Source organism: Allobosea sp. LC85, from assembly GCF_000735605.1.
Taxonomy (GTDB): domain Bacteria; phylum Pseudomonadota; class Alphaproteobacteria; order Rhizobiales; family Beijerinckiaceae; genus Allobosea.
Map to the genome: position 1 here is coordinate 15,265 of NZ_JPKG01000021.1, position 20,756 is coordinate 36,020.

General features: G+C 64.8%; 19 protein-coding genes and 1 riboswitch. Of the genes, 12 read left to right on the forward strand and 7 right to left on the reverse strand.

The genetic code is table 11. From position 1 onward, the window contains the following. The first annotated feature begins 17 nt into the window (after positions 1-17). The 5 genes from FG93_RS10575 (at position 18) to FG93_RS10595 (ending at position 4,725) form a co-directional block, all read left to right on the forward strand. Positions 18-305 (forward strand): UxaA family hydrolase, encoded by a 288-nt coding sequence (locus tag FG93_RS10575; protein ID WP_043234293.1) that lies wholly within the window; start codon positions 18-20, stop codon positions 303-305. A gap of 165 nt (positions 306-470) precedes the next feature. Continuing rightward, the gene (locus tag FG93_RS10580; protein ID WP_043234326.1) at positions 471-1,661 is read left to right on the forward strand and encodes a UxaA family hydrolase; all 1,191 of its coding nucleotides are present in this window, start codon (positions 471-473) and stop codon (positions 1,659-1,661) included. A gap of 83 nt (positions 1,662-1,744) precedes the next feature. Continuing rightward, positions 1,745-2,794 (forward strand): YeiH family protein, encoded by a 1,050-nt coding sequence (locus tag FG93_RS10585; protein ID WP_043234294.1) that lies wholly within the window; start codon positions 1,745-1,747, stop codon positions 2,792-2,794. Positions 2,795-2,818: 24 nt separating this feature from the next. After that, positions 2,819-3,748, forward strand: a complete 930-nt coding sequence (locus FG93_RS10590; protein WP_043234295.1) for a hydroxyacid dehydrogenase — start codon at positions 2,819-2,821, stop codon at positions 3,746-3,748. Next, entirely contained in the window at positions 3,745-4,725 is a 981-nt protein-coding gene (locus FG93_RS10595; RefSeq protein ID WP_043234298.1) for an Ldh family oxidoreductase, read from the forward strand. The genes FG93_RS10590 and FG93_RS10595 overlap by 4 nt, the downstream gene beginning before the upstream one ends. A 97-nt stretch (positions 4,726-4,822) precedes the next feature. Here the strand turns inward: FG93_RS10595 and mazG are convergent, their stop codons facing one another. Next, positions 4,823-5,668 (reverse strand): nucleoside triphosphate pyrophosphohydrolase, encoded by an 846-nt coding sequence (gene mazG, locus FG93_RS10600; RefSeq protein WP_043234301.1) that lies wholly within the window; start codon positions 5,666-5,668, stop codon positions 4,823-4,825. Between the two features lie 37 nt (positions 5,669-5,705). Here mazG and arfB point away from each other — a divergent pair, with 37 nt between their 5' ends. After that, the gene (gene arfB, locus FG93_RS10605) at positions 5,706-6,125 is read left to right on the forward strand and encodes an alternative ribosome rescue aminoacyl-tRNA hydrolase ArfB (protein WP_043234302.1); all 420 of its coding nucleotides are present in this window, start codon (positions 5,706-5,708) and stop codon (positions 6,123-6,125) included. Between the two features lies 1 nt (position 6,126). Beyond that, the gene (locus FG93_RS10610) at positions 6,127-6,684 is read left to right on the forward strand and encodes a regulatory protein RecX (RefSeq protein ID WP_043234303.1); all 558 of its coding nucleotides are present in this window, start codon (positions 6,127-6,129) and stop codon (positions 6,682-6,684) included. A 7-nt stretch (positions 6,685-6,691) separates the two neighbouring features. Here the strand turns inward: FG93_RS10610 and FG93_RS10615 are convergent, their stop codons facing one another. After that, positions 6,692-7,672, reverse strand: coding sequence for a tripartite tricarboxylate transporter substrate binding protein (locus FG93_RS10615; RefSeq protein WP_043234305.1), 981 nt, complete (start codon positions 7,670-7,672; stop codon positions 6,692-6,694). Between the two features lie 183 nt (positions 7,673-7,855). Here FG93_RS10615 and FG93_RS10620 point away from each other — a divergent pair, with 183 nt between their 5' ends. The 4 genes from FG93_RS10620 (at position 7,856) to pabB (ending at position 13,760) form a co-directional block, all read left to right on the forward strand. Next, complete coding sequence (locus tag FG93_RS10620; RefSeq protein WP_043234306.1) at positions 7,856-8,350, forward strand: class I SAM-dependent methyltransferase; 495 nt, start codon at positions 7,856-7,858, stop codon at positions 8,348-8,350. A 58-nt stretch (positions 8,351-8,408) separates the two neighbouring features. Continuing rightward, positions 8,409-9,953 (forward strand): VOC family protein, encoded by a 1,545-nt coding sequence (locus tag FG93_RS10625; RefSeq protein ID WP_043234307.1) that lies wholly within the window; start codon positions 8,409-8,411, stop codon positions 9,951-9,953. A 103-nt stretch (positions 9,954-10,056) separates the two neighbouring features. Continuing rightward, positions 10,057-11,679, forward strand: a complete 1,623-nt coding sequence (locus FG93_RS10630) for an ABC-F family ATP-binding cassette domain-containing protein (protein ID WP_043234308.1) — start codon at positions 10,057-10,059, stop codon at positions 11,677-11,679. A 221-nt stretch (positions 11,680-11,900) separates the two neighbouring features. Further along, positions 11,901-13,760, forward strand: a complete 1,860-nt coding sequence (gene pabB / locus FG93_RS10635) for an aminodeoxychorismate synthase component I (RefSeq protein WP_052513606.1) — start codon at positions 11,901-11,903, stop codon at positions 13,758-13,760. Positions 13,761-13,830: 70 nt separating this feature from the next. Here the strand turns inward: pabB and FG93_RS10640 are convergent, their stop codons facing one another. From FG93_RS10640 to FG93_RS10655, 4 genes are read right to left on the reverse strand one after another with little or no spacing between them, the layout of a single operon-like run. Further along, on the reverse strand, positions 13,831-14,496 hold the full coding sequence (locus tag FG93_RS10640; RefSeq protein ID WP_244448561.1) for a class I SAM-dependent methyltransferase: 666 nt from the start codon (positions 14,494-14,496) through the stop codon (positions 13,831-13,833). A 12-nt stretch (positions 14,497-14,508) separates the two neighbouring features. After that, complete coding sequence (locus FG93_RS10645) at positions 14,509-15,276, reverse strand: ABC transporter ATP-binding protein (RefSeq protein ID WP_043234309.1); 768 nt, start codon at positions 15,274-15,276, stop codon at positions 14,509-14,511. Next, positions 15,273-16,310: an iron ABC transporter permease gene (locus FG93_RS10650; protein ID WP_043234312.1), complete on the reverse strand. Its 1,038-nt coding sequence runs from the start codon at positions 16,308-16,310 to the stop codon at positions 15,273-15,275. The genes FG93_RS10645 and FG93_RS10650 overlap by 4 nt, the downstream gene beginning before the upstream one ends. Then, on the reverse strand, positions 16,307-17,335 hold the full coding sequence (locus tag FG93_RS10655) for an ABC transporter substrate-binding protein (RefSeq protein WP_043234313.1): 1,029 nt from the start codon (positions 17,333-17,335) through the stop codon (positions 16,307-16,309). The genes FG93_RS10650 and FG93_RS10655 overlap by 4 nt, the downstream gene beginning before the upstream one ends. 274 nt (positions 17,336-17,609) lie before the next feature. Next, a riboswitch (cobalamin riboswitch) is annotated at positions 17,610-17,812 on the reverse strand. 182 nt (positions 17,813-17,994) lie between these two features. Between FG93_RS10655 and cobF the strand changes: the two genes are divergently transcribed. Beyond that, the gene (gene cobF, locus FG93_RS10660) at positions 17,995-18,756 is read left to right on the forward strand and encodes a precorrin-6A synthase (deacetylating) (RefSeq protein WP_043234315.1); all 762 of its coding nucleotides are present in this window, start codon (positions 17,995-17,997) and stop codon (positions 18,754-18,756) included. 326 nt (positions 18,757-19,082) lie between these two features. On the opposite strand, the gene FG93_RS10665 is transcribed toward cobF, so the two are convergent. Further along, on the reverse strand, positions 19,083-20,756 hold a 1,674-nt coding region (locus FG93_RS10665), incomplete at its 5' end, for an ABC transporter ATP-binding protein/permease (protein ID WP_052513607.1).

Here is a 20,756-nt window from a genome sequence, read left to right on the forward strand (position 1 = left end):
GCTTGAGGAGGCCTTACATGAGCAAGCCCCATCTCCTGGTGCATGAGCAGAAGGACACTGTCGGTGTCGTCGTCGTCGAGGGCCTGAAGGCCGGGACGGACATGCTCTGCGTCGTCACCCATGACAATTCGGATTTCCGCCTGGCCGCGAAGATGGATATTCCGATCGGCCACAAGGTCGCGCTCAAGGACATCAAGAAGGGCGACACGATCTGGAAATACGGCCAGGACATCGGCAAGGCTGTCGCCGATATCGGCAAGGGCGAGCATCTCCACGTGCACAACGCCAAGACCAAGCGCTGGTGATCGGCGCGCTCGCCGCCTGACCTGTTCCAGGGCTCCCGCCATGGTCGAGCCCGTCAAGAAAACGAAGGAAACGCCATGTCGATCGTTGCCAATTTCGATCTCGTGAAGGGCAAGCTCGGACGCATCAAGGGCCGCAAGATCGAAGCGCCTGAGTTCAAGGCGCCGATGGTGAAGCGCCCGACCGGCCGCAGCCTGGATTCGTTCCACGGCTGGCGTCGCGAAAATGGCCGCGTCGGCGTGCGCAACCACGTCTTGCTGCTGCCGCTCGACGATCTCTCCAATGCCGCCTGCGAGGCCGTTGCCAACAACATCAAGGGCACGCTCGCGATCCCGCATGCCTATGGCCGCCTGCAGTTCGGCGAGGATCTCGATGTTCACTTCCGCACCCTGATCGGTACGGGCTCCAACCCCAATGTTGCGGCCGTCATCGTCATCGGCATCGAGGATGGCTGGACCAAGCGCGTCGTTGACGGCATCGCCAAGACCGGCAAGCCAGTCGTCGGCTTCGGCATCGAGGGCCATGGCGACATCGCCACGATCGCCAAGGCTTCCTATGTCGCCAAGGAATTCGTGCAGTGGGCGACCGAGCTGCAGCGCGAGAAATGCGGCATCGAGGAGCTCTGGGTCTCGACCAAATGCGGTGAATCCGACACCACGACCGGGCTCTCCTCCTGTCCGACCGTCGGCAACATGTATGACAAGTGGATCCCGCGTGGCGTCTATGGCGTCTTCGGCGAGACCTCCGAGATCACCGGTGCGGAGCATCTCTGCAAGGCCCGCGCCGCGACACCGGAAGTCGGCGAGCGCTGGTACAAGATGTGGAAGGCCTATCAGGACGACGTGATCGAGGCCCACAAGACCGACGACCTCTCAGATAGCCAGCCGACCAAGGGCAACATCGCCGGCGGGCTGACCACGATCGAGGAAAAGGCGCTCGGCAACCTCGAGAAGATCGGCCGGGAGTGCAAGTTCATCGATATCCTCGAGCCAGCGGAAGCGCCGAGCAAGGGCCCCGGCCTCTACTACATGGACACCTCCTCGGCCGCCGCCGAATGCGTCACCCTGATGGCAGCCGGCGGATATGTCGTGCACACCTTCCCGACGGGGCAGGGCAACGTCATCGGCAACCCGATCGTCCCGGTCATCAAGATCACCGGCAATCCGAAGACCATGCGCACGATGCCCGAGCATATCGATGTCGACGTCTCCGGCATCCTGCGCCGTGACCTGACGATTTCGCAGGCCGGCGATGCGCTCATCCAGAATATCGTCCGCACCGCCAATGGGCGTATGACGGCGGCCGAGGCCTTGGGCCATCGCGAGTTTTCGATGACCAAGCTCTATCGCTCGGCCTGACCGGGCACTAAACCGGCGGGCGGGCGCTATGCCGCCCGCCCGCCACCTGCCGAATACCGGCAGAGCAAGCCGGAGCAGAGTTCTTGTCCGTCGCCTCATCTTCCCCGCAGAGTGCCTGGCGCCCGCTTCTCGACGGGATCGCGCTCTCGACCGCGGTCGCCATTGCGTCGGTCCTGGCTGAGCCGGCTCTCAAGACCTGGCTCGGCGGCAAGATCGGCATTCCCGCGGTTGTCATTGCCCTGCTGATCGGCATGGCGTTGCACCCGCTGGCGAACACCGTCCGGTTCCAGGCCGGCATGGTCTTCTGCGTCAAGAAGATGCTGCGCTGGGCCATCGCACTGCTCGGCCTGCGCATCGCGCTCGGCGACATCATCGCACTCGGCCTGTCGACCGCCTTGCTGGTCGTGTTCTCGATGATCGTGACGGTCATCGCCGGCTTCTGGCTGGCGCGCCTGCTCGGGCGCGAACACGGTTTTGGCGCTCTCGCTGGGGTTGCGACCGCGGTCTGCGGAGCGTCCGCGGCGCTGGCGACCGCAAGCGTGCTGCCGGATTATCGCGGCAAGGCGGCCGACGTCGCCTTCACGGTCATCGCCATGAATGCGCTCGCGACCATCGCGATGCTGGCCTATCCGCTGATCTGCGTCTGGCTCGGTCTGAACCCGACCCAGACCGGCGTCATGCTGGGGGCCACGATCCACGACGTCGCGCAGGTCGTCGGCGCCGGCCAGTCTGTTTCCGACGACGCGGCCAATGCGGCCGTCATCGTCAAGCTGTTCCGCGTCTTCCTGCTGCTACCGGCCGTGCTGCTCGTCGGCTGGTGGATGGCGCGCGAAGGCGGCCATCCCAGCGATGCCAAGGTGCCGGTCCCGGTTTTCGCCTTCGTCTTCCTCGGGCTTTGCCTGGTCAACAGCGCCTTCGCGACGCAGCCGGCGCTGGCCGGAATCTATGAGCCCGTGCGCGCAGCCTTGCTCGAAGCCTCGCGCTGGGGGCTTTTGATCGCGATCGCGGCGCTCGGGCTCGGCACCTCGATCGGCTCGATGGTGCGGCTGGGCTGGCGGCATCTTGCGGTCGTCACCGGGACCAGTCTCGTCATTCTCGGGGTCGTCCTCGGCGGCCTGACAGCATTGGGTTGAACAGGCACGCAAGGCGGGAGAGCCATGACCGACATCGTCATCACCGAATTCATGGATGAGGCGGCGGTCGCAAGCCTCAGCGCCCGCTATGCGGTTCATCACGACCCGGAGCTCTTCGGCAAACCGGACGAGCTCGCCCGGCTGGTCGCCGACATCCCGGCCCTCATCGTCCGCAACCAGACGCAAGTGCGGGGCGCGCTGCTGGCAGGCGCAAAGAAGCTGAAGGTCATCGGCCGGCTTGGCGTCGGCCTCGACAATATCGACATGGAAGCCTGTGCCGGCCGCGGCATCAAGGTTTTCCCCGCGACCGGGGCGAATAGCCTCTCGGTCGTCGAATATGTCATCGGCACGGCGATGACCCTGTTGCGCGGCGCGTATTTCGCCAATGCCGCGATGCTGGCCGGCGAATTTCCGAAGACACAACTCATCGGTCGCGAGATCGCCGGCAAGCGCATGGGGCTCGTCGGCTTCGGCGCGATCGCGCGCGACGCCGCGGCCCATGCCCGCTTGCTCCGGATGAGCATTGCGGCCTACGACCCCTATGTTCCGGCCGATGACCCGGTCTGGAGCAATGTCGAGCGGCTTGAGCTCGATGCCCTGCTTGCGACCTCGGACGTGATCAGCCTGCATCTGCCGCTGACGCCGGAGACCAAGGGGTTGATCGGAAGCGCGTCCTTCGCGCGCATGAAGCCGGACGCGATCCTGATCAACGCCTCGCGCGGCGGCGTGATGGACGAGGCCGCGCTGGTCGATGCCCTGAAGGGCGGCAGGCTCGCCGGTGCGGCGCTCGATGTCTTCGAGGAGGAGCCGCTGCGCGGCGGCGCCAAGCTCTTCGCCGGCACGCCGAACCTGATCCTGACACCGCATATCGCGGGCAACACCGTCGAATCGAACGGGCGTGTTTCCGGCCTCGTCGCGGAGCGCGTCATTGCTGCGCTGGAGGGCCGGACATGACCGGCCTTTCACTGGAGGAGGCTGAGGCCAGAATTGCGCAGCTGTTTGCCGCTGCGGGGGCTTCGGCGGCCAACGCGGCCTCCGTCGCCTGGGCCTTGGTGATGGCCGAGGCCGACGGCCTGAAGGGCCACGGCCTTTCGCGCGTGCCGACCTATCTGGCGATGCTGAAATCGGGAAAGATCGATGGCCAGGCCGTGCCGATCGCGCGGCGGCCGAAGCCCGGCGTTCTCGCCATCGATGCCGCGCATGGCTTTGCCTATCCCGCGATCGACCTTGCAGTCAGCGAACTGCCCGAACTCGCACGCGAGCAGGGCGTGGTCGCGGCGCCGATCAGGCGCTCGAATCATTGCGGCGCTGCGGGGCTGCATGTCGAGCGGCTGGCCGAGCAGGGGCTCGTCGCCCTGCTATTCGCCAATACGCCGGGCGCGATGGCCCCCTGGGGCGGCTCGAAGCCGGTCTTCGGCACCAATCCCATCGCCTTTGCCGCTCCGCTCGCCGGGCGCGAGCCTGTCGTCATCGACATGGCGCTGAGCAAGGTCGCGCGCGGGCCGATCGTCGCCGCCAGGCAGAAGGGCGAGGCCATTCCGGAAGGCTGGGCCCTCGACATGCATGGCAGGCCGACGACCGACCCGGCGGCCGCAATTGCCGGCACCATGGTGCCGCTCGGCGACGCCAAGGGCGCGACCTTGGCGATGATGGTGGAGATTCTCGCCGCCGCTCTGGTCGGCACGCATTTCGCCTTCCAGGCATCCTCCTTCATCGACGACAAGGGCGGTCCACCCGATACCGGCCAGCTCATCCTCGCGATCGATCCGGCCAGCATGGGCGGCAACTGGTTCGCCGAACGCATGAAGCTGCTGGCCCACGCGATCGAGGACCAGCCAGGTACGCGCCTGCCAGGAACGAGACGCTTGAACCTGCGTGCGAAGGCCCGCGCCGAAGGGATTCTGATCCCTGAGGAAATCCTATCCGCCTAGATCATCGGACCGGATTCATATCCGCTCCGATGATCCAGCCTTTTTGTGTTTGCATCGGCTTTCCCGAAAACCGCGATCCACTTTTCGGGCCGATGCTCTAGCCAGCGCTAGCCTTCGCCTTTTCAGCCCGCTTTACCGCCTGCCAGAGCGCTTCCAGTTCGTCGAGCGTCGCCTCCTTGGCGTCCCGACCCTCGGCGGCGAGCGCATCTTCGATCCCCCGGAACCGGCGTTCGAACTTGGTGTTGGCCGCGTTGAGGCACCCTTCGGGGTCGGCATCGACGTGACGCGCCAGATTGGCAACGACGAAGAGCAGGTCTCCGATCTCCTCCCGGATGGCCGCCTTGTTGCCGCCGGCAAGTGCCTCCTCGATCTCCGCTGTCTCCTCGCGGATCTTGTCGAGAACGAGCCTGGCATCGTTCCAGTCGAATCCGACGGTGGAGGCCTTCGCCTGGAGCTTCCAGGCGCGGGTGAGAGCGGGCAAGGCATGCGGAACGCCGGCGAGAACGCCCTTGTCTTCGCTTGCCTCGGGCTGTCCGGCAGCACGATGGGCAGCGGCCTTGTCAGCCTTCTCCTGCGCCTTGATGCGGTGCCAGAGCACCTTGACCTCGGCCGGTGAGAGGTCGCGTGCATCACCGAAGACATGCGGATGGCGGCGGATCAGCTTGCTGGTGATCGCCTCGACCACATCGGCAAAGGCGAAGACACCCTCTTCCTCGGCCATGCGCGCATGGAAGACAACCTGCAGCAGCAGGTCACCGAGTTCGTCCTTGAGGTCGATCTTGTCATCGCGCGCGATCGCGTCTGCAACCTCATAAGCCTCCTCGATCGTATAGGGAGCGATCGAGGCAAAATCCTGCTCCAGATCCCAGGGGCAGCCGGTGCCGGGGGTCCGAAGCGCCGCCATGATCTCGATCAGCCGGGCAATATCGCGAGAGGGCTTCAACGCTGCAATTCTCCAGAGGTTGAGCTACCGTCCTCCCATGATTCAAGTCACCCCGTCCATTACCCTCGACGAGAGCGAGCTCGAGGAAAGCTTTGTGCGCTCCTCCGGGCCGGGAGGGCAGCATGTCAACAAGGTGTCGAGCGCGGTCCAGCTGAAATTCGATGCGCGTCGATCTCCGTCCTTGCCGAACGATGTGGCGATCCGCCTGATGAAGATTGCGGGCAGCAGGCTCACGCAGGATGGTGTCATTGTCATCGTCGCCCAGGCGCAGAGGAGCCAGAAGCGCAATCGCGAGGAGGCGCTGGAGCGCCTGTTGGACATGATCCGCGAAGCTGCGGTCCGCCCTGAAACACGCCGGCCCACCAAGCCGACAAAGGCATCCAAGGAGCGTCGCCTTCAAAGCAAGGACCGGCGTTCATCGATCAAGTCCGCACGATCGAAACCTGGTCTGGACTAGAATGAGCGACGCCAACGGAGAGGGCGGCCCGCGCAGTGCCGGCGCACGCAAACCGCCACGGCGCATCAGCGCCGACTATTTGCAGCGCGCGGCGATGCACTACCTCGAGCGCTACTCGGCCCCTGCCGGGCAGTTGCACCGGGTCCTCCAGCGCAAGGTGATGATGAGCTGCCGCTACCACGGTGACGCACCTCAGTCCTTCGCTACGCTCATCGATGAAACCGTGGCGCGCTGCGTCGCGGCGGGGCTGGTCGACGACAAACGCTTCGCCGAGGGCCGGGCGGCGACCTTGCGCCGAAAGGGGCAGTCCGCCCGCGCGGTTGCCGCACGGCTCGCAGCCAAGGGTGTCGGGCGCGAGCTGGTCGCAGAGGCGAGTCGCACGACCGACGATGAGGAACTGGCTGCGGCGCGGATCGCTGCCCGACGCAAGCGGCTTGGGCCCTGGAACCGCAGGGACCGGGCCGAGAACCGCCAGAAGGATCTTGCGGCGCTCGCCCGGGCTGGTTTTGCGATGACAATCGCCCGCGCCGTGATCGACGGCGCGGGCGACGAAAGCTGAGGGTGCGTCAGTCGAGCTTGATCTTGGCGTCCTCGACGACCTTGCCCCAGCGCGCCACTTCAGCGGTGACGAACTTGCCGAAATCGGCACCGTAGATCGCAGGAATTGTGGAGCCGTTCTTCTTCCAGGCCTCGGTGATCATTGGAGCCTTCAGCGCCTTCTCGATCTCACCGCGCATGCGCGTCACGATGGCGTCCGGCGTGTTCTTCGGCGCCCAGATTGCGTACCAGGTCGCGACCTCGTAGCCGTCAAGGCCAGCCTCCTTGGCGGTCGGCACGTCCGGAATGGCATCCGAGCGCTTCGGGGCGGCGACGGCCAGCGCACGCAGCGCTCCGCTTTGTACCTGTGCGGCCGAGGAGCCAAGCCCGTCGAACATCACGTCGACCTGACCGGCAACGAGATCCTGCATCGCCGGCCCGGCGCCGCGGTAGGGAACATGGGTCAGGTTGGTCTTGGTGACGAGCTTGAAGAGCTCACCTGCGAGATGGTGTGTCGTACCGTTCCCGGCAGATGCGTAGTTGAGCTTGTCCGGATTCTTCCTGGCGAAATCGATCAGCTCGGCCAGCGTCTTGGCCTGGACCTTGCCCGGATGGACGACGACGACCTGCGGTGGCTGGGCGATGACACCGACCGGAATAAAATCGGTCTGGATGTTGTAGTCGAGCTTCGGATAGAGCGCCGGCGCGATTGCATGATGCGCCGCTCCGACGAAGAAAGTGTAGCCGTCCGGGGGCATCCGCGCCGCCGCCGAGGCGCCCACCGTGCCGCCGGCCCCACCACGATTGTCGATGATGATGCGCTGCCCGAGCTGCTGCTCGAGCTGGGCGGCGATCGGCCTGGCAAAGGCATCGGTGCCGCCCCCTGCCGGGAACGGCACGATGAAGGTGATGGGTTTCTGCGGCCAGGTCTGAGCCTGCACCGGAGCAGCGGCTGCGACGCCGAAACCCGCGGATACCGCAAGCGCGATGAGCCAGCTAGACTTGATCATGAATGCTTGTCCTCCCTGAAACGAAAACCGGGCTCTTGATGGCCATTGACGCGATGCCATTGCGGCATTCTGTATGCATCTAAATGGATTAGGGCATCGGCGTTCGCAAATGACAAGCAAGCCATTTGGCCGATGCGAAACCTGCCATTGCCATTGCGCCGGTGCCGGAGACAGACGCCTTTCATGAGCCGCCTCGACAGTTTCATCCGCCGCCTCGAAGCCCAGCGCCGCATCCTCGACTGGGCGGCCGAGTCCATCGTCAGCCGCAATGGGCTCGTGCTTGAGCTCGGCCTCGGCAATGGCCGCACATACGATCATCTGCGCGAGATCCTGCCGGAGCGGGAGATCTATGCCTTCGATCGTGAGGCCAGGGCCAATCCGCGTTCGATGCCTCCGGGGAACGCGCTCGTACTTGGCGACATGGCCGAGACATTGCCGGCCTTCGCGGAGCGCCATGGTCGCAGTGCCGCCTTGATCCATGTCGACGCCACAACTGGCGTGCCGGAACGCGACCGTATCCATCTGGCCTGGTTGCCAGGTCATGTTGCGGCGCTCGCGCAGGACGGTGCGCTCATCATCAGCGGCTCTGATCTCGAACACCCTGCGCTGGTTGCCGTCTCACTCCCCGATGGCGTCCCGGAGGGCCGCTACTTCGCCTATCGCCGCGCGGCTCCGTGAAGCGGGCGCTCGATAGCCTGAGCTGATGGCCGAGGCGGAACCTGTCTGAGGAGACGACATGACCGGAGGGATCCACCACCTCACCCTGATCACGCGCGACGCGCAGGCCAATGTCGATTTCTACGTCGGTTTCCTTGGCCTGCGTCTCGTCAAGCAGACCGGCGGCTACGAGGATGCCGAGCAGCTGCACCTGTTCTACGGCGACCGCCTGGGTTCGCCTGGATCGCTCGTCACCTTTCTCGTCTGGCAGGACGGCTCGCCCGGTCGGGTCGGACATGGGCAGGTGAGCGAGATCGCGCTCGCCGTACCACCAGCGAGCATCGGCTTCTGGCTGACGCGGGCACTGACGCAGCATGTGCCCGCTGAGGGACCGAAGCAGGATTTCGGCGAGCCCGTCTTGCGTCTGCGCGATCCCGACGGGGTGATCGTGAAGCTCGTGGGAACGGATATGGAAGCCGCGGCGCCATGGCTGGCTCCCGGGATCGCCCCCGAGGATGCGATCCGCCGGGTCCGCGGCGCAACCATACTGTCCGAAACGCGGGAGGAGACAGCGGCCTTCATCGCACGCTTCGGCTACCGGCCCACTGCGGCGACGTCCGGCGTTCAGCGCATGGTGTCCGACAGTGGCGACGTCATCGATATCCGCGATGCCGGCGGGTTCTGGCCCGGCGCACCAGGCACCGGTATCGCGGACCATGTCGCCTTCCGGGCCACGGACGAGGCTGCCGTGAAAGCCATCGAGAGTTCTCTGGCGCGCCTCAATTCCTCGGTCACCACACTTCACGACAGAAAATACTTCACCTCGCTCTATGTCCGCGAACCCGGTGGCACCCTGATCGAACTGGCGAGCGACGGGCCGGGATTTGCGGTCGACGAGCCCGAGGACGCGCTTGGAACCAGCTTGATGGTTCCGCCGTCCGATGACCGACGGGCTGCTGATATCCGTGTCATGCTGCCGCAATTCTCCCTCCCGGGGGAGCCGCGCATGACCTATCGCGACCTGCCTTTCGTGCACCGGTTCCATGATCCTGCAACGACGGACGGCACCACCCTCGTGCTGCTCCACGGCACCGGCGGCAACGAGGCGGATCTGATGCCGTTGGCGCACCGGATCGCGCCGGAAGCGACATTGCTCGGCGTGAGGGGACGAAGCACGGAGGAGGGTATGGCCCGCTGGTTTCGCCGATTGTCGCCGACAGAATTCGATCAAGCCGATATTCGTGCCGAGGCCGCCGCCTTCGCCGCCTTTGTCGAGAGCGCAGTGAAGGGTTACGGGCTGGATCCGGCACGAACGACCTATCTCGGCTATTCCAACGGCGCGAACTTCCTTGCCGCGATGATGCAGATCCGTCCTGGCCTCATCCACCGGGCCATCCTGCTGCGCGCCATGAACGTGCTCGAGATGCCGCAGCAGACCGATCTCTCAGGAGCGGATATCCTGATTCTGGCCGGAGCCTCCGATTCCTATGGTGCTCATGCGGTGGAGCTCGAAACGCGGCTGAGGCAAGGCGGCGCCCAGGTTGATGCGCAACTGATCGCAGCTGGACATGAGCTGTCCGAGACGGATGCAGCCGCTGCGAAGGCCTGGCTGGCGGCGCACTGAAGATACTCGGCAGGAGCCGAATGAATTGCAGGCAAACCCTTCCGTGGGCGCGGCCCATGGCTTAAAGGCGCGGGACCTCCCTGAAATCTGGTCCCGTAGAAGCATGATTCGTCTCGAAAACATCGGCAAGCAGAATGGCAAGCAGATTGTCTTCATCGAGGCGTCCGCGGCGCTCCAGAAGGGGGAGAAGGTCGGCCTCGTCGGACCCAACGGCGCCGGCAAGACAACGCTCTTCCGCATGATCACGGGGCAGGAGGCGCCGGACGAAGGCCTCGTGGCCGTCGATCGTGGCGTGACCATTGGCTATTTCAGCCAGGACGTGGGCGACATGTCCAGCCGCAGCGCCGTCTCCGAGGTCATGGACGGTGCGGGCCCGGTCAGCGCCGTTGCGACCGAGCTGAAGGAGCTCGAGACCGCCATGGCCGATCCAGACCGCGCGGACGAGATGGACGAGATCATCACGCGCTATGGCGAGGTCCAGGGGCGGTTCGAGGAGCTCGACGGCTACGCCATGGACGGGCGGGCACGCGAAGTTCTTGCCGGCCTCGGCTTCAGCCAGGAGATGATGGATGGCGATGTCGGTGCTCTCTCCGGCGGCTGGAAGATGCGCGTCGCATTGGCCAGGATCCTGCTCATGCGTCCTGACACCATGCTGCTTGACGAGCCGAGCAACCATCTCGACCTGGAGAGCCTGATCTGGCTCGAGGACTTCCTGAAGGGCTATGATGGCGCGCTGCTCATGACCTCGCATGACCGCGAATTCATGAACCGGATCGTCAACAAGATCGTCGAGATCGATGGCGGCGCATTGACGACCTATTCGGGCGATTACGAGTTCTACCAGCAGCAGCGCGCGCTCAGCGAGAAGCAGCAGCAGGCCCAGTTCGAGCGCCAGCAGGCGATGCTCGCCAAGGAGATCAACTTCATCGAGCGCTTCAAGGCACGCGCCTCGCATGCGGCCCAGGTGCAAAGCCGTGTGAAGAAGCTGGAGAAGATCGACCGGGTGGAGCCGCCCAAGCGCCGCCAGACCGTCCAGTTCGAGTTCCAGCCAGCGCCGCGTTCCGGCGAGGACGTGGTCACCCTGAAGAACGTGCACAAGCGCTATGGCAGCCGCAGCATCTATGACGGGCTCGATTTCCAGGTGCGCCGCAAGGAGCGCTGGTGCGTGATGGGCATCAACGGCGCCGGCAAGTCGACGCTGTTGAAGCTGGTGACCGGCGCCACCGAGCCGGACGACGGCACGGTCGCGCTGGGCGGCACCATCAAGCTGGGCTATTTCGCCCAGCACGCCATGGAGGTGCTGGACGGCGACGCCACCGTGTTCCAGTCGCTGGAAGACTCGTTTCCCCAGGCGGGGCAGGGCTCGCTGCGCGCGCTGGCCGGCTGCTTCGGTTTCTCCGGCGACGATGTGGAAAAGCGGTGCAGGGTCCTGTCCGGTGGCGAGAAGGCCCGGCTGGTGATGGCGAAGATGCTCTACGATCCGCCGAACTTCCTGGTGCTGGACGAGCCCACCAACCACCTGGACATCGCGACGAAGGAGATGCTGATCAGCGCATTGTCGCAATACGAGGGGACAATGCTGTTCGTCTCGCATGATCGCCATTTCCTCGCCGCGCTATCCAACCGAGTTCTGGAACTGACCCCCGAGGGTGTTCACGCCTATGGTGGCGGCTATACGGAATACGTGGCGCGCACGGGCCAGGAGGCCCCCGGCCTGCGGAGTTGAGCTTGGCCACGGAGCCCCATGGCCCGTCTTGATCAGCAGTGTCGATGCCGTGCGAGCTGTTCCGGCAACCGCTCGCTGAGCAGTCGACGCGGCTCTCATCGGGCTCACGCCGGGGACCGAATGGGCCTACAATTCCAGGATGCCATCGGAGCGAGATATCGCTGTTATCCGTGAATCCGCTTCGAGCGGCGTTGCCAATCCACCCAGAAACCACGCCACCGATGCCGCCTTCAATCGACACCATCCTCACGACGCGGCGCCCTTTTGTGCTTCTGGAGGACCGACTCGCAGGCGCCGCATCGGCCCAGTTCTACTGCGATTCGATTGAAGTCGTTCGCTGCGACCGTGTCGAGGATGTCTCGTCCGCGCTCGGCAGAATCGAAGGCGGCCTGTCGCGCGGTCTGCATGCCGCCGGCTTCCTGAGTTACGAACTGGGATACGCCTTCGAACCGCGCCTCGTCGCCTCGATACCGCAGGTGAGGGCGCTTCCGCTGCTGTGGTTCGGGCTGTTTCGGGAGCCGTGGCAGATTCCTGCAGCGCAGCTGGACCAGGCCTTCGGAACATTGGGTGCTCCGCCGCCACTCGGCGCTGTTCATCCGCGGTTCGATGCGCCGGCCCATGCGGCCAGGGTCCGGCGCGTGCTGGACTATCTTCACGCCGGCGACGCCTACCAGATCAACCTGACCTTTCCGATCGACTTTCGCTACGAAGGCGATCCCGTCGCGCTCTATGCCGCCTTGCGGTCGAGCCAGCCCGTGGCGCATGGGGGCATCGTCGCGATCGATGATGCGACCATCCTATCGGTCTCGCCGGAACTTTTTCTCGAAGTCGAGTCCGGTCGGGCAACGACGCGCCCGATGAAGGGAACAGCACCGCGACGCGACGGACCGGAGGCGGAGCGCGCCGCCGTGGAAGAATTGCAGGCGGATCCCAAGCAGCGCGCCGAGAACCTGATGATCGTCGACCTGCTGCGCAACGATCTCGGGCGGATCAGCGCCATGGGATCGGTCGAAGTGCCGAACCTCTTCCAGGTTGAGACCTATCCGACGTTTCACACGCTGACGTCGACGGTGACCTCGCGATTGCGTCCCGGCCTCTCGCTCGAAGAGCTCCTGCGGGCAGTCTTTCCCTGCGGCTCGATTACCGGCGCGCCGAAGCTGCGCGCCATGGAGATCATCCGCGAACTCGAGGACGGGCCGCGCGATCTCTATACGGGTTCGATCGGGCAGATCTCGCCCAACGGCGATCTTCGGCTCAATGTCGCAATCCGTACGGCAACGATTTTTCCGGGCGGAGTCGGGCGCTACGGCGTTGGCAGCGGCATCGTCACGGATTCGCGAGCTGCGGACGAGTACTCCGAATGCCTGCTCAAGGCCCGTGTCCTGACCGACCTCGCTGATGATTACGGGCTGATCGAAACGCTGGGCTGGTCGCCCGAGATCGGTTTCACGCGGCTGCAGCCGCATCTCGACCGTCTCGACCGTTCGGCAAAGACGCTCGGATTCTGCTTCGACCGCGATAATGCGGAAACGCGACTCGCAGCGCTGATCGAGAGCTTTGCGCCGCAAGGAAATCGCCGTATCCGCCTCGAACTGCATCGCAACGGGATACTCGATATCGCCGCACCAGTTCTTGGCGCCGAGCCAGACCGGCCTCTCGAGGTCGTCCTGGCCGCCGCAAGGGCCGATGAAGGCGACCCCTTCCTGCGGTACAAGACGACGCGCCGCGGGATCTACGAGACCGCCTTCGCGGTTGCCACCGAGCATGGGGCCGATGAAGCCGTCTTCCAGAACCGTGCAGGCTTTGTCACCGAGGCAACGCGCAGCAATATCTTTGTCGAACGAGATGGGCTCCTGCTCACGCCGCCGCTGTCGGATGGTCTTTTGCCGGGCGTGCTGCGCCAGACCCTGATCGAGAGCGGGCGGGCCCTCGAGCGGCACCTGCTTCCAGACGATCTCGCTCAGGCCGATCGCTGGTTCCTGGGCAATAGCCTGCGCGGATTGAGGCCCGCTCGACTGATGAGCAGCAGCCTTCGAGGACGGGCCGATCCTCAGGACAAGGCCACGCTCCCCGACGTGTAGCACCGACGCTTGATGCCCGTGTTAGCATCGGCTTTCCCGAAAACCGCAATCCGCGTTCCGGGCCGATGCCTTAACGAGCGAGTGAGCGGGCGGTCAGGACGAAGACGGGGACGTTTCCCGGGTAGGGAGAAGTGGGGAACAGATGCTGCCAGCTTCTGAACCCGGAGAAGCCAGCCTGCGTGAGCAGGTCCTGTGCTGCGGCTTCCGTCAAGCCATCATGCAGGGGTAACCGCGCGGCGAGTGCCTCGGGGTACGTGGAACGATATTCCGGAGCTACGGACCACAGCCCGTCGGACACGAGCACGAGCCCACCGGGCCGCAGAATGCTGTGGGCCTTGAGCAATGCCTCCATCGGGTGCTCGAGCGTCCAGAGGACATTGCGGAGCGTGACGATATCGGCGGATGCATCGGTGATCTCGGCCTCTTCGATCGTGGCGTCCTGAAAAGCAACGGCGAGGCCGGCTTCCTCAGCCGCCGCACGGGCGACCTCCAGCATCTTCGCGGATCCGTCACAGGCGCGGACGCGATGACCGAGAGACGCGGCGAGAAGCGCGCAGGCACCCGTCCCGGTCCCGAGATCGACAACGTCCTTCGGACCGTCCGCCTGGAATGCGGTCTCAAGCACGGCCAGCCAGAGCTCGCGCCGGGCGACATGCGAGGCAACGCCATCGAACCTGGGCGCACGGCCGTTCCAGTAGTCAGTGACGCCGGCCCCAACGCCTCTCTGCATCGTCATGGCTTTCCCGCCTCAAAAGGGTTCGATCAGGTACTCGATATGCCTCCGGCCCGATGCAGCGCGGCGGATGGCGACCGCCACGCCGAAGACACGCTGGATCAGCGCTTCGGTCATCACGCTTTCCGGCGTCCCGGCATCGACCAGCTTCCCCTCATGCAACACGGCGATCTCGTCGCAGAAGAGCGACGCCAGATTGAGGTCGTGCAAGGCCATGATGCAGGTGATGCCCAGGCGCCTGATCAGGGTCAGGATCGATAGCTGGTGCTGGATATCGAGATGGTTGGTCGGCTCGTCGAGGATGAGTTCACTCGGCATTTGCGCCAGCGCGCGGGCGATATGGACGCGCTGGCGCTCTCCGCCCGAGAGCGTGTGCCAGAACTGATCATGCCGATCGGTCATGTCGACGCGCGCCAGTGCGGCCTCGACTGCGTCCTCGTCGGCCGCTGCCCAGGAGGCGAGGGCGCTGCGATGCGGTGTCCGCCCGAGCCTGACGACGTCGCACACCGAGAGCTGGATTTCGGTCGTTGCCTGCTGCTCGACGAAGGCGAGCCGGCGGGCGAGATGGTGCCGCGACAAGGTTCCGATCTCGCGATCGTCCAGCGTCACCACGCCGCTTGCGACCTTGCGCAGGCGGCACAGCAGCCTCAACAGGCTCGACTTTCCCGAGCCGTTGGGGCCGATGAGACCGAGGATCTTTCCGGGTTCGGCGCGCAGCGTCACGCCGTCTACGATCATGCGCCCACCGGCACTCCAACAGACGTCGCGCGCGGCTAGCGTCATGCCGGTCGCCTTGCGCGATAGAGTATGAAGGCGAAGGCCGGCGCGCCGAACAAGGCCGTCACGACGCCGATCGGCAGGATCTGCTGCGGCACCAGCGTCCGGGACAGGATGTCGGCAAGGATCATGAAGATCGCACCGATGATCAGGCATGCCGGCAGAAGCCGGGCATGGGCCGGACCCGTCAGGAAACGCGCGGCGTGGGGTATGACGAGACCGACGAATCCGATCGTGCCGACGATGCTGACCATGGTCGCGGTCATGACGGCCGTGGTCGCAAACAGCACGATGCGCACGCGGGTCACCGCCACGCCCAATGCGGCAGCGGCATCCGCCCCGAAGGCGAACGCATCGAGCGCCTTTGTATGAAAGATGCAAACGGCGAAGCCCGCGAAGGCCACTGGCGTGGCCAGCCAGACATCGGGCCAGCGCACCCCCCCGAAATTGCCGAGGAGCCAGAACATCACGCCGCGTGCCTGTTCGGCGCTGGCCAGCGTGGTGACGATCGTCGCGGTTGCGGCATTGAACAACTGCGATCCGGCGACGCCAGCAAGAATGACGCGGTCGGTCGCGCCGCCAGCCCCGGCAGCGAGCAGAGCAACGATGACAAGTGCAGCGATGGCGCCAAGGAAGGCACCGCCGGATACGCTGAGCGCAGCGCCGCCGAAGCCCAGGATCATCACCGTGACCGCCCCCGTCGAGGCTCCGGCCGAGATACCGAGGACATAGGGCTCGGCGAGAGGATTGCGCAGGAGCGCCTGAAGGATCGCGCCCGAAAGCGCGAGCGCTCCCCCGCAAAGGGCGGCCACCACAGCCCGGCTCAACCGGTAGTCGAAGATGACGCCCTGCTGGATCGCGCTCACGGGGTAGTCGAGATCGAACAACCCATTGCCCAAGGCCTTGAAGACCGTGGCAAGCGGGATCGACATCTCTCCGATCGTCACGGCGAGCCCGAGCGCGAGTACCAGCAGGACGAAGGCGAGGATCGCTATCGCGCCCCTCGCCAACCAGTTGGGCCGAACCAGTCCATGGCTCACTTGGTGAGGCCGAAGCTCTTGATGCCGTTGGCAAGCGCCTCGATGCCGTCGACCGTATCAAGCCCGGCCCGGGTCGCGCCGACATCCATGATCACGATCCGCTGCTGCCGGCTGGCGTCGAGCTTGCTCGCAACCGCATCGGTCTTGAGGAAGTCGAGCTTGAGATTGATGTCGTCGGCAGGGAAGCGCCGGCGATCCATCTTGACCACAACGATGACGAAAGGGTTGGCGGAGGCGACGGTTTCCCAACCGACCAGGGGCCATTCCTCGTTGGTGGTGATGACGTTCCGGGCGCCGAGCTTCGACAGGATATAGGCAGGCACACCATTCTTGCCGGCCAGGAAGGCGTCGCCCTTGATGTCCTTGCTGGAGAACCAGACCACGACAGGAACATCCTGCGGCTTGCCCCCGGCAACCGAAGCGACCGCCTTGTCCTCGCGCGCCTTCAATTCGGCGACCAGCGCTTCGGCGCGATCGGAGACGTCGAAGATCTGCCCGAACTCGCGAATATTGCGATAGACGAGCTCCATCGTGAACATCTGCGTGCGGACACCGTCGCCCGGCCCAAAATTGTCCTTGCCGACGCAGTCAGTCGGCGAGACATAGGTCGGCACCTTCAGCTTCGCGAACTGATCGCGCTTGCCGACGATGCCGTTGGGACCGATGTGCCATTCGAACATCGCGGTCACAAGGTCGGGCTCCTGGGCGACGACCGCTTCGAAACTCGGATCGTTGTCGGCAAGCCGCTTCACCTTGGCGTTGACCGCCTCATAGGGCTTCGCAACAGGGCTGAACCACACGGCTGTGCCCACGACCTTGTCGCCGAGCCCGAGCGCGTAGAGGATTTCGGTCTGCGTCTGCCCGACTGCCACGACGCGCTTTGGCGCCTGGTTGAACGTTATCGACTCCCGGCAATTCTCCAGCGTCAGCGGATACTGCGTCGGCGCCGCCAAGGCCGCTCCGGACATCGACATGCCGACGGCTGCGACGAACGAAAGGCCAAGAAAGCGTGCTGCGCTGCGCATTGAAATCTCCGATAACGTCGAGCGGCAGCATGCGTCGCGAAGCGCGGGAGCCTCGCACGGCCGATCCAATAATGTAACAGTATTACAATTTTGATAGACCGCGCGACACGGCTCCGTCAAGCGCTCTGCCGCGTCTGCAACGGCGTGGTTCGGCATTATGGACATGGAATTCATCGCTCCCCGAGATGACGAGCGGAGAGCTTGAGCGGATAGGCCCGGGGTGCCGGTCTGCGACCTGCCGCCGACGCAAATCCCCCCGGACACCCCGCCCGAAAGACGCTTCTGCTGTCGCGGCAGGTCTCCTGGCTCGCGGGTCGTCGCTCTCGTCCCGTCTTCCCAAAGCCTGGCGGCCTCAGTGACTGATATCCTGGACAAGTACTCGCCGCTGACAGTTGCGGGGGCAGCGCCGGTTTCGCACCGGCTTCCCTCTTAGCTCTCGATCTTGCGATTCGAGAGACCGTGACCACCATATGCAGTGGTCGCGACGACGTTTCTGTCAACGCCTTGCCGCAATCTATCCATTGGCCTGTGAAGATCGGGGATTGGTTGCCGTCGAATAGGGTGACTCGACAGCGTCATGGCGCAGCTGCTCGCACTGCCGTCCTGCGTGCTATGGCTGCGGGACTGTAGGGCATCTGAGCCCGGACCATGGAGGCCGAATGCGCAAGATCCTGATCATCGGAATCGGTGCTGGCAATCCTGACTACGTCACGGTTCAGGCGATCAACGCCCTCAACCAGGTCGACGTCTTCTTCATCCCCGACAAAGGGACGGACAAGGTGGAACTCGGACGATTGCGGAAGGACATCTGCGAGCGCTTCATCGAAGGCTCGGATTATCGCCTGGTTCCGGTGCCGATCCCGGAGCGTGCCGCCGCTGGAACGAGTTACCGCGGGAGCGTCGACGAGTGGCATGCCCGCCTTGCCCATGATTACGAGGGTCTGTTCACGCAAGAACTCGGGGAGGGTGAATGCGGAGCCTTCCTCGTCTGGGGTGATCCGACGCTCTATGACAGCACGCTCCGGATCATCGAACACATTCGCGCCAAGGGCTTCGCTCTCGAATACGATGTGATCCCGGGCATCAGCAGTGTGCAGGCCCTTGCGGCTCAACACCGGGTGGCGCTCAACCGGATTGGCGAGCCCGTACTGATCACCACGGGACGCAAACTCGCCGAAGGCTTTCCCAATAACCTCGATAGCGTGGTCGTCATGCTCGATGGAGACCAGGCCTTCAAGCGTGTCGCCGGTGAAGATCTCGATATCTATTGGGGCGCCTATCTCGGCACCGAAGACGAGATTTTGGTCGCCGGAAAGCTGTCGGAGGTGATGGGCGATATCGAGCGCATCCGGCGCGAAGCGCGGGATGAAAAGGGCTGGATCATGGATACCTATCTACTTCGGAGACGCGACGAGGACTGAACGGCGCAATGCGCGCATGAAGACGAAGAGAGGTCTTTATGTCTTCGATTGGCCCCCGTCGGGCGGATTACTCCATCGTGTCACTGTCGCGGCTCTCCGGGTCTGTTTGCCCGGAGCGACGAAGGAAGCCATTGCGCCGGATCACCCGATAACCGAGCTCAGCCGTCCATCGGCTGCAGTGGCCGCCGGATCAGCCCGAGTTCGTCCTGGCTCAAACCCCGATAAACCGCTTTCGCGGACCCGGTGCCTTGCAATTCGCGGGGCCGGTGGAACCGCAGCGATCGGGACGCAGCGGCAAGGACGGCGGCTTCGGGGGATGCCGGCCTCTACACGCTTGCCTCTGCGCTCGTCAGAGGCTCCAGCGCAAAGCCGTCGCGTCTCGACAGGCGGATCGCGCGATAGTCGTCCAGGCCCAATGGCGGCCGGTGCGCGATCAGGACGAAAGTCGCCAGCGGCAAGCTTTGGCGCAGGGTTGCGAGCAGATCGCGTTCGGCCGCCGGGTCGAGCGCGCTGGTCGCCTCGTCGAGCACGATCCAGTCCGGCTTCTGAAGGTGGATGCGTGCAAGTGCCAGCCGCTGGCGCTCGCCTCCGGACAGGCCGCGGCGCGCGTCGTTCCAGGCCGGCTCGTCGATTTCCCACAACTGGACCATGCCGACGGACGCCAGGGCTCGCTCATAGTCCTCGGCCTGATGGGCTTCAGGGGAGGCGGGATAGGCCAGTGCTCCCCGCAGGCTGCCGAGGGGCAGGTAGGGTTGCTGCGGCATGAAGGACATTCTGGCGTCGGGACGTTCGATTTGACCCGTGCCATGCCGCCATAGCCCCGCAAGGGCCTTCACCAGGGCACTCTTGCCATGCCCGGAGGGCGCGGAAATCCAGTACGTCCCGCCTGCTTCAAGTCGAATCTCAGGCAGCGGCTCGAGCGCGCGGCCGTTGGGGGCCCGCAGCGCGACATCGCGCAGCGAGATGCGGTCGTCCAATGCCGGAATAAGCGCCGGCCGCGGCGTATCCTCACTGGCCTCGGCCGCCCCAAGGAAATGGCTCAGGCGGCTCGCTGATGCCGCGAGTTCGGCAAGATCGCGATAGGAGAAGATGAACCAGGAGAGCGTGGTCACGACATTCTGGAAAGCCGAGCCGATCTGCATCAAACCGCCGAAGGTGACACGCCCGGCCAGAAAGGCCGGCAGAGCGAGAAAGAGCGGGATGCGCAGGACCGTCTGCATATAGGGCCTGGTGAAGCAACCGAGAATCAACTCGCGATTGGCGAGGCCGCGCCAGTTCTGCATGATCGCACCAAAGCGATCCGAGAGCAGGCGCCGTTCAGCCGCTTCGCCATTCGCCAGCGCCACGGCCTCGACATGCTCGCGCAGCCGCGTCAGCGCGAAGCGGAAATCGGCCTCGCGGCGCTGCTGCTCGAAGGCGAGGGATTTCAAAGGCTTGCCGAGCCAATGCGTCAGGCCGCTCGAGATCGCCACATAGAGCGGCGCAGCCCAGACCATGTAGCGCGGGATCTCGACGGCGATGCCTCCAACCGTGAAGGCGAGGGGAAAGGTCGAGAGCGACCACAGGATCGCGAAAAAGGAGACCAACGCGACGATGTTGGTGATGAGCTCGATCGCCTCGCCGGTGAGCTTGTCGACGAAGATGCGGCAATCCTCGGCGATGCGCTGATCGGGATTGTCGAGGCCGTTATCGGTGCGGTCGCGCAGGTGCCAATAGGCTTTGTTGGAGAGCCAGCGGTCGAGTGCGGCTTCGGTCAGAGAGCGGCGCCAGCGAATCTGGAGCATCTTGCGCAGATAGCTGCCGCTCAGGAACAGGCTCACGCTGATGGCGATCAACCCGAAAAACACCGCGATCTGGCGCAGCGTCGCGTCGACATCGAGCTTCTGAAGGGCGTTGTAGAAATCGGCCGTCCAGGCGATCAGGCGGACCGAAACCTGGACGCCGGCCAATCCGAGCCCGAGCACGAGCGCGAAATAGACCAGTCCGGCCCGCCCGCCCGG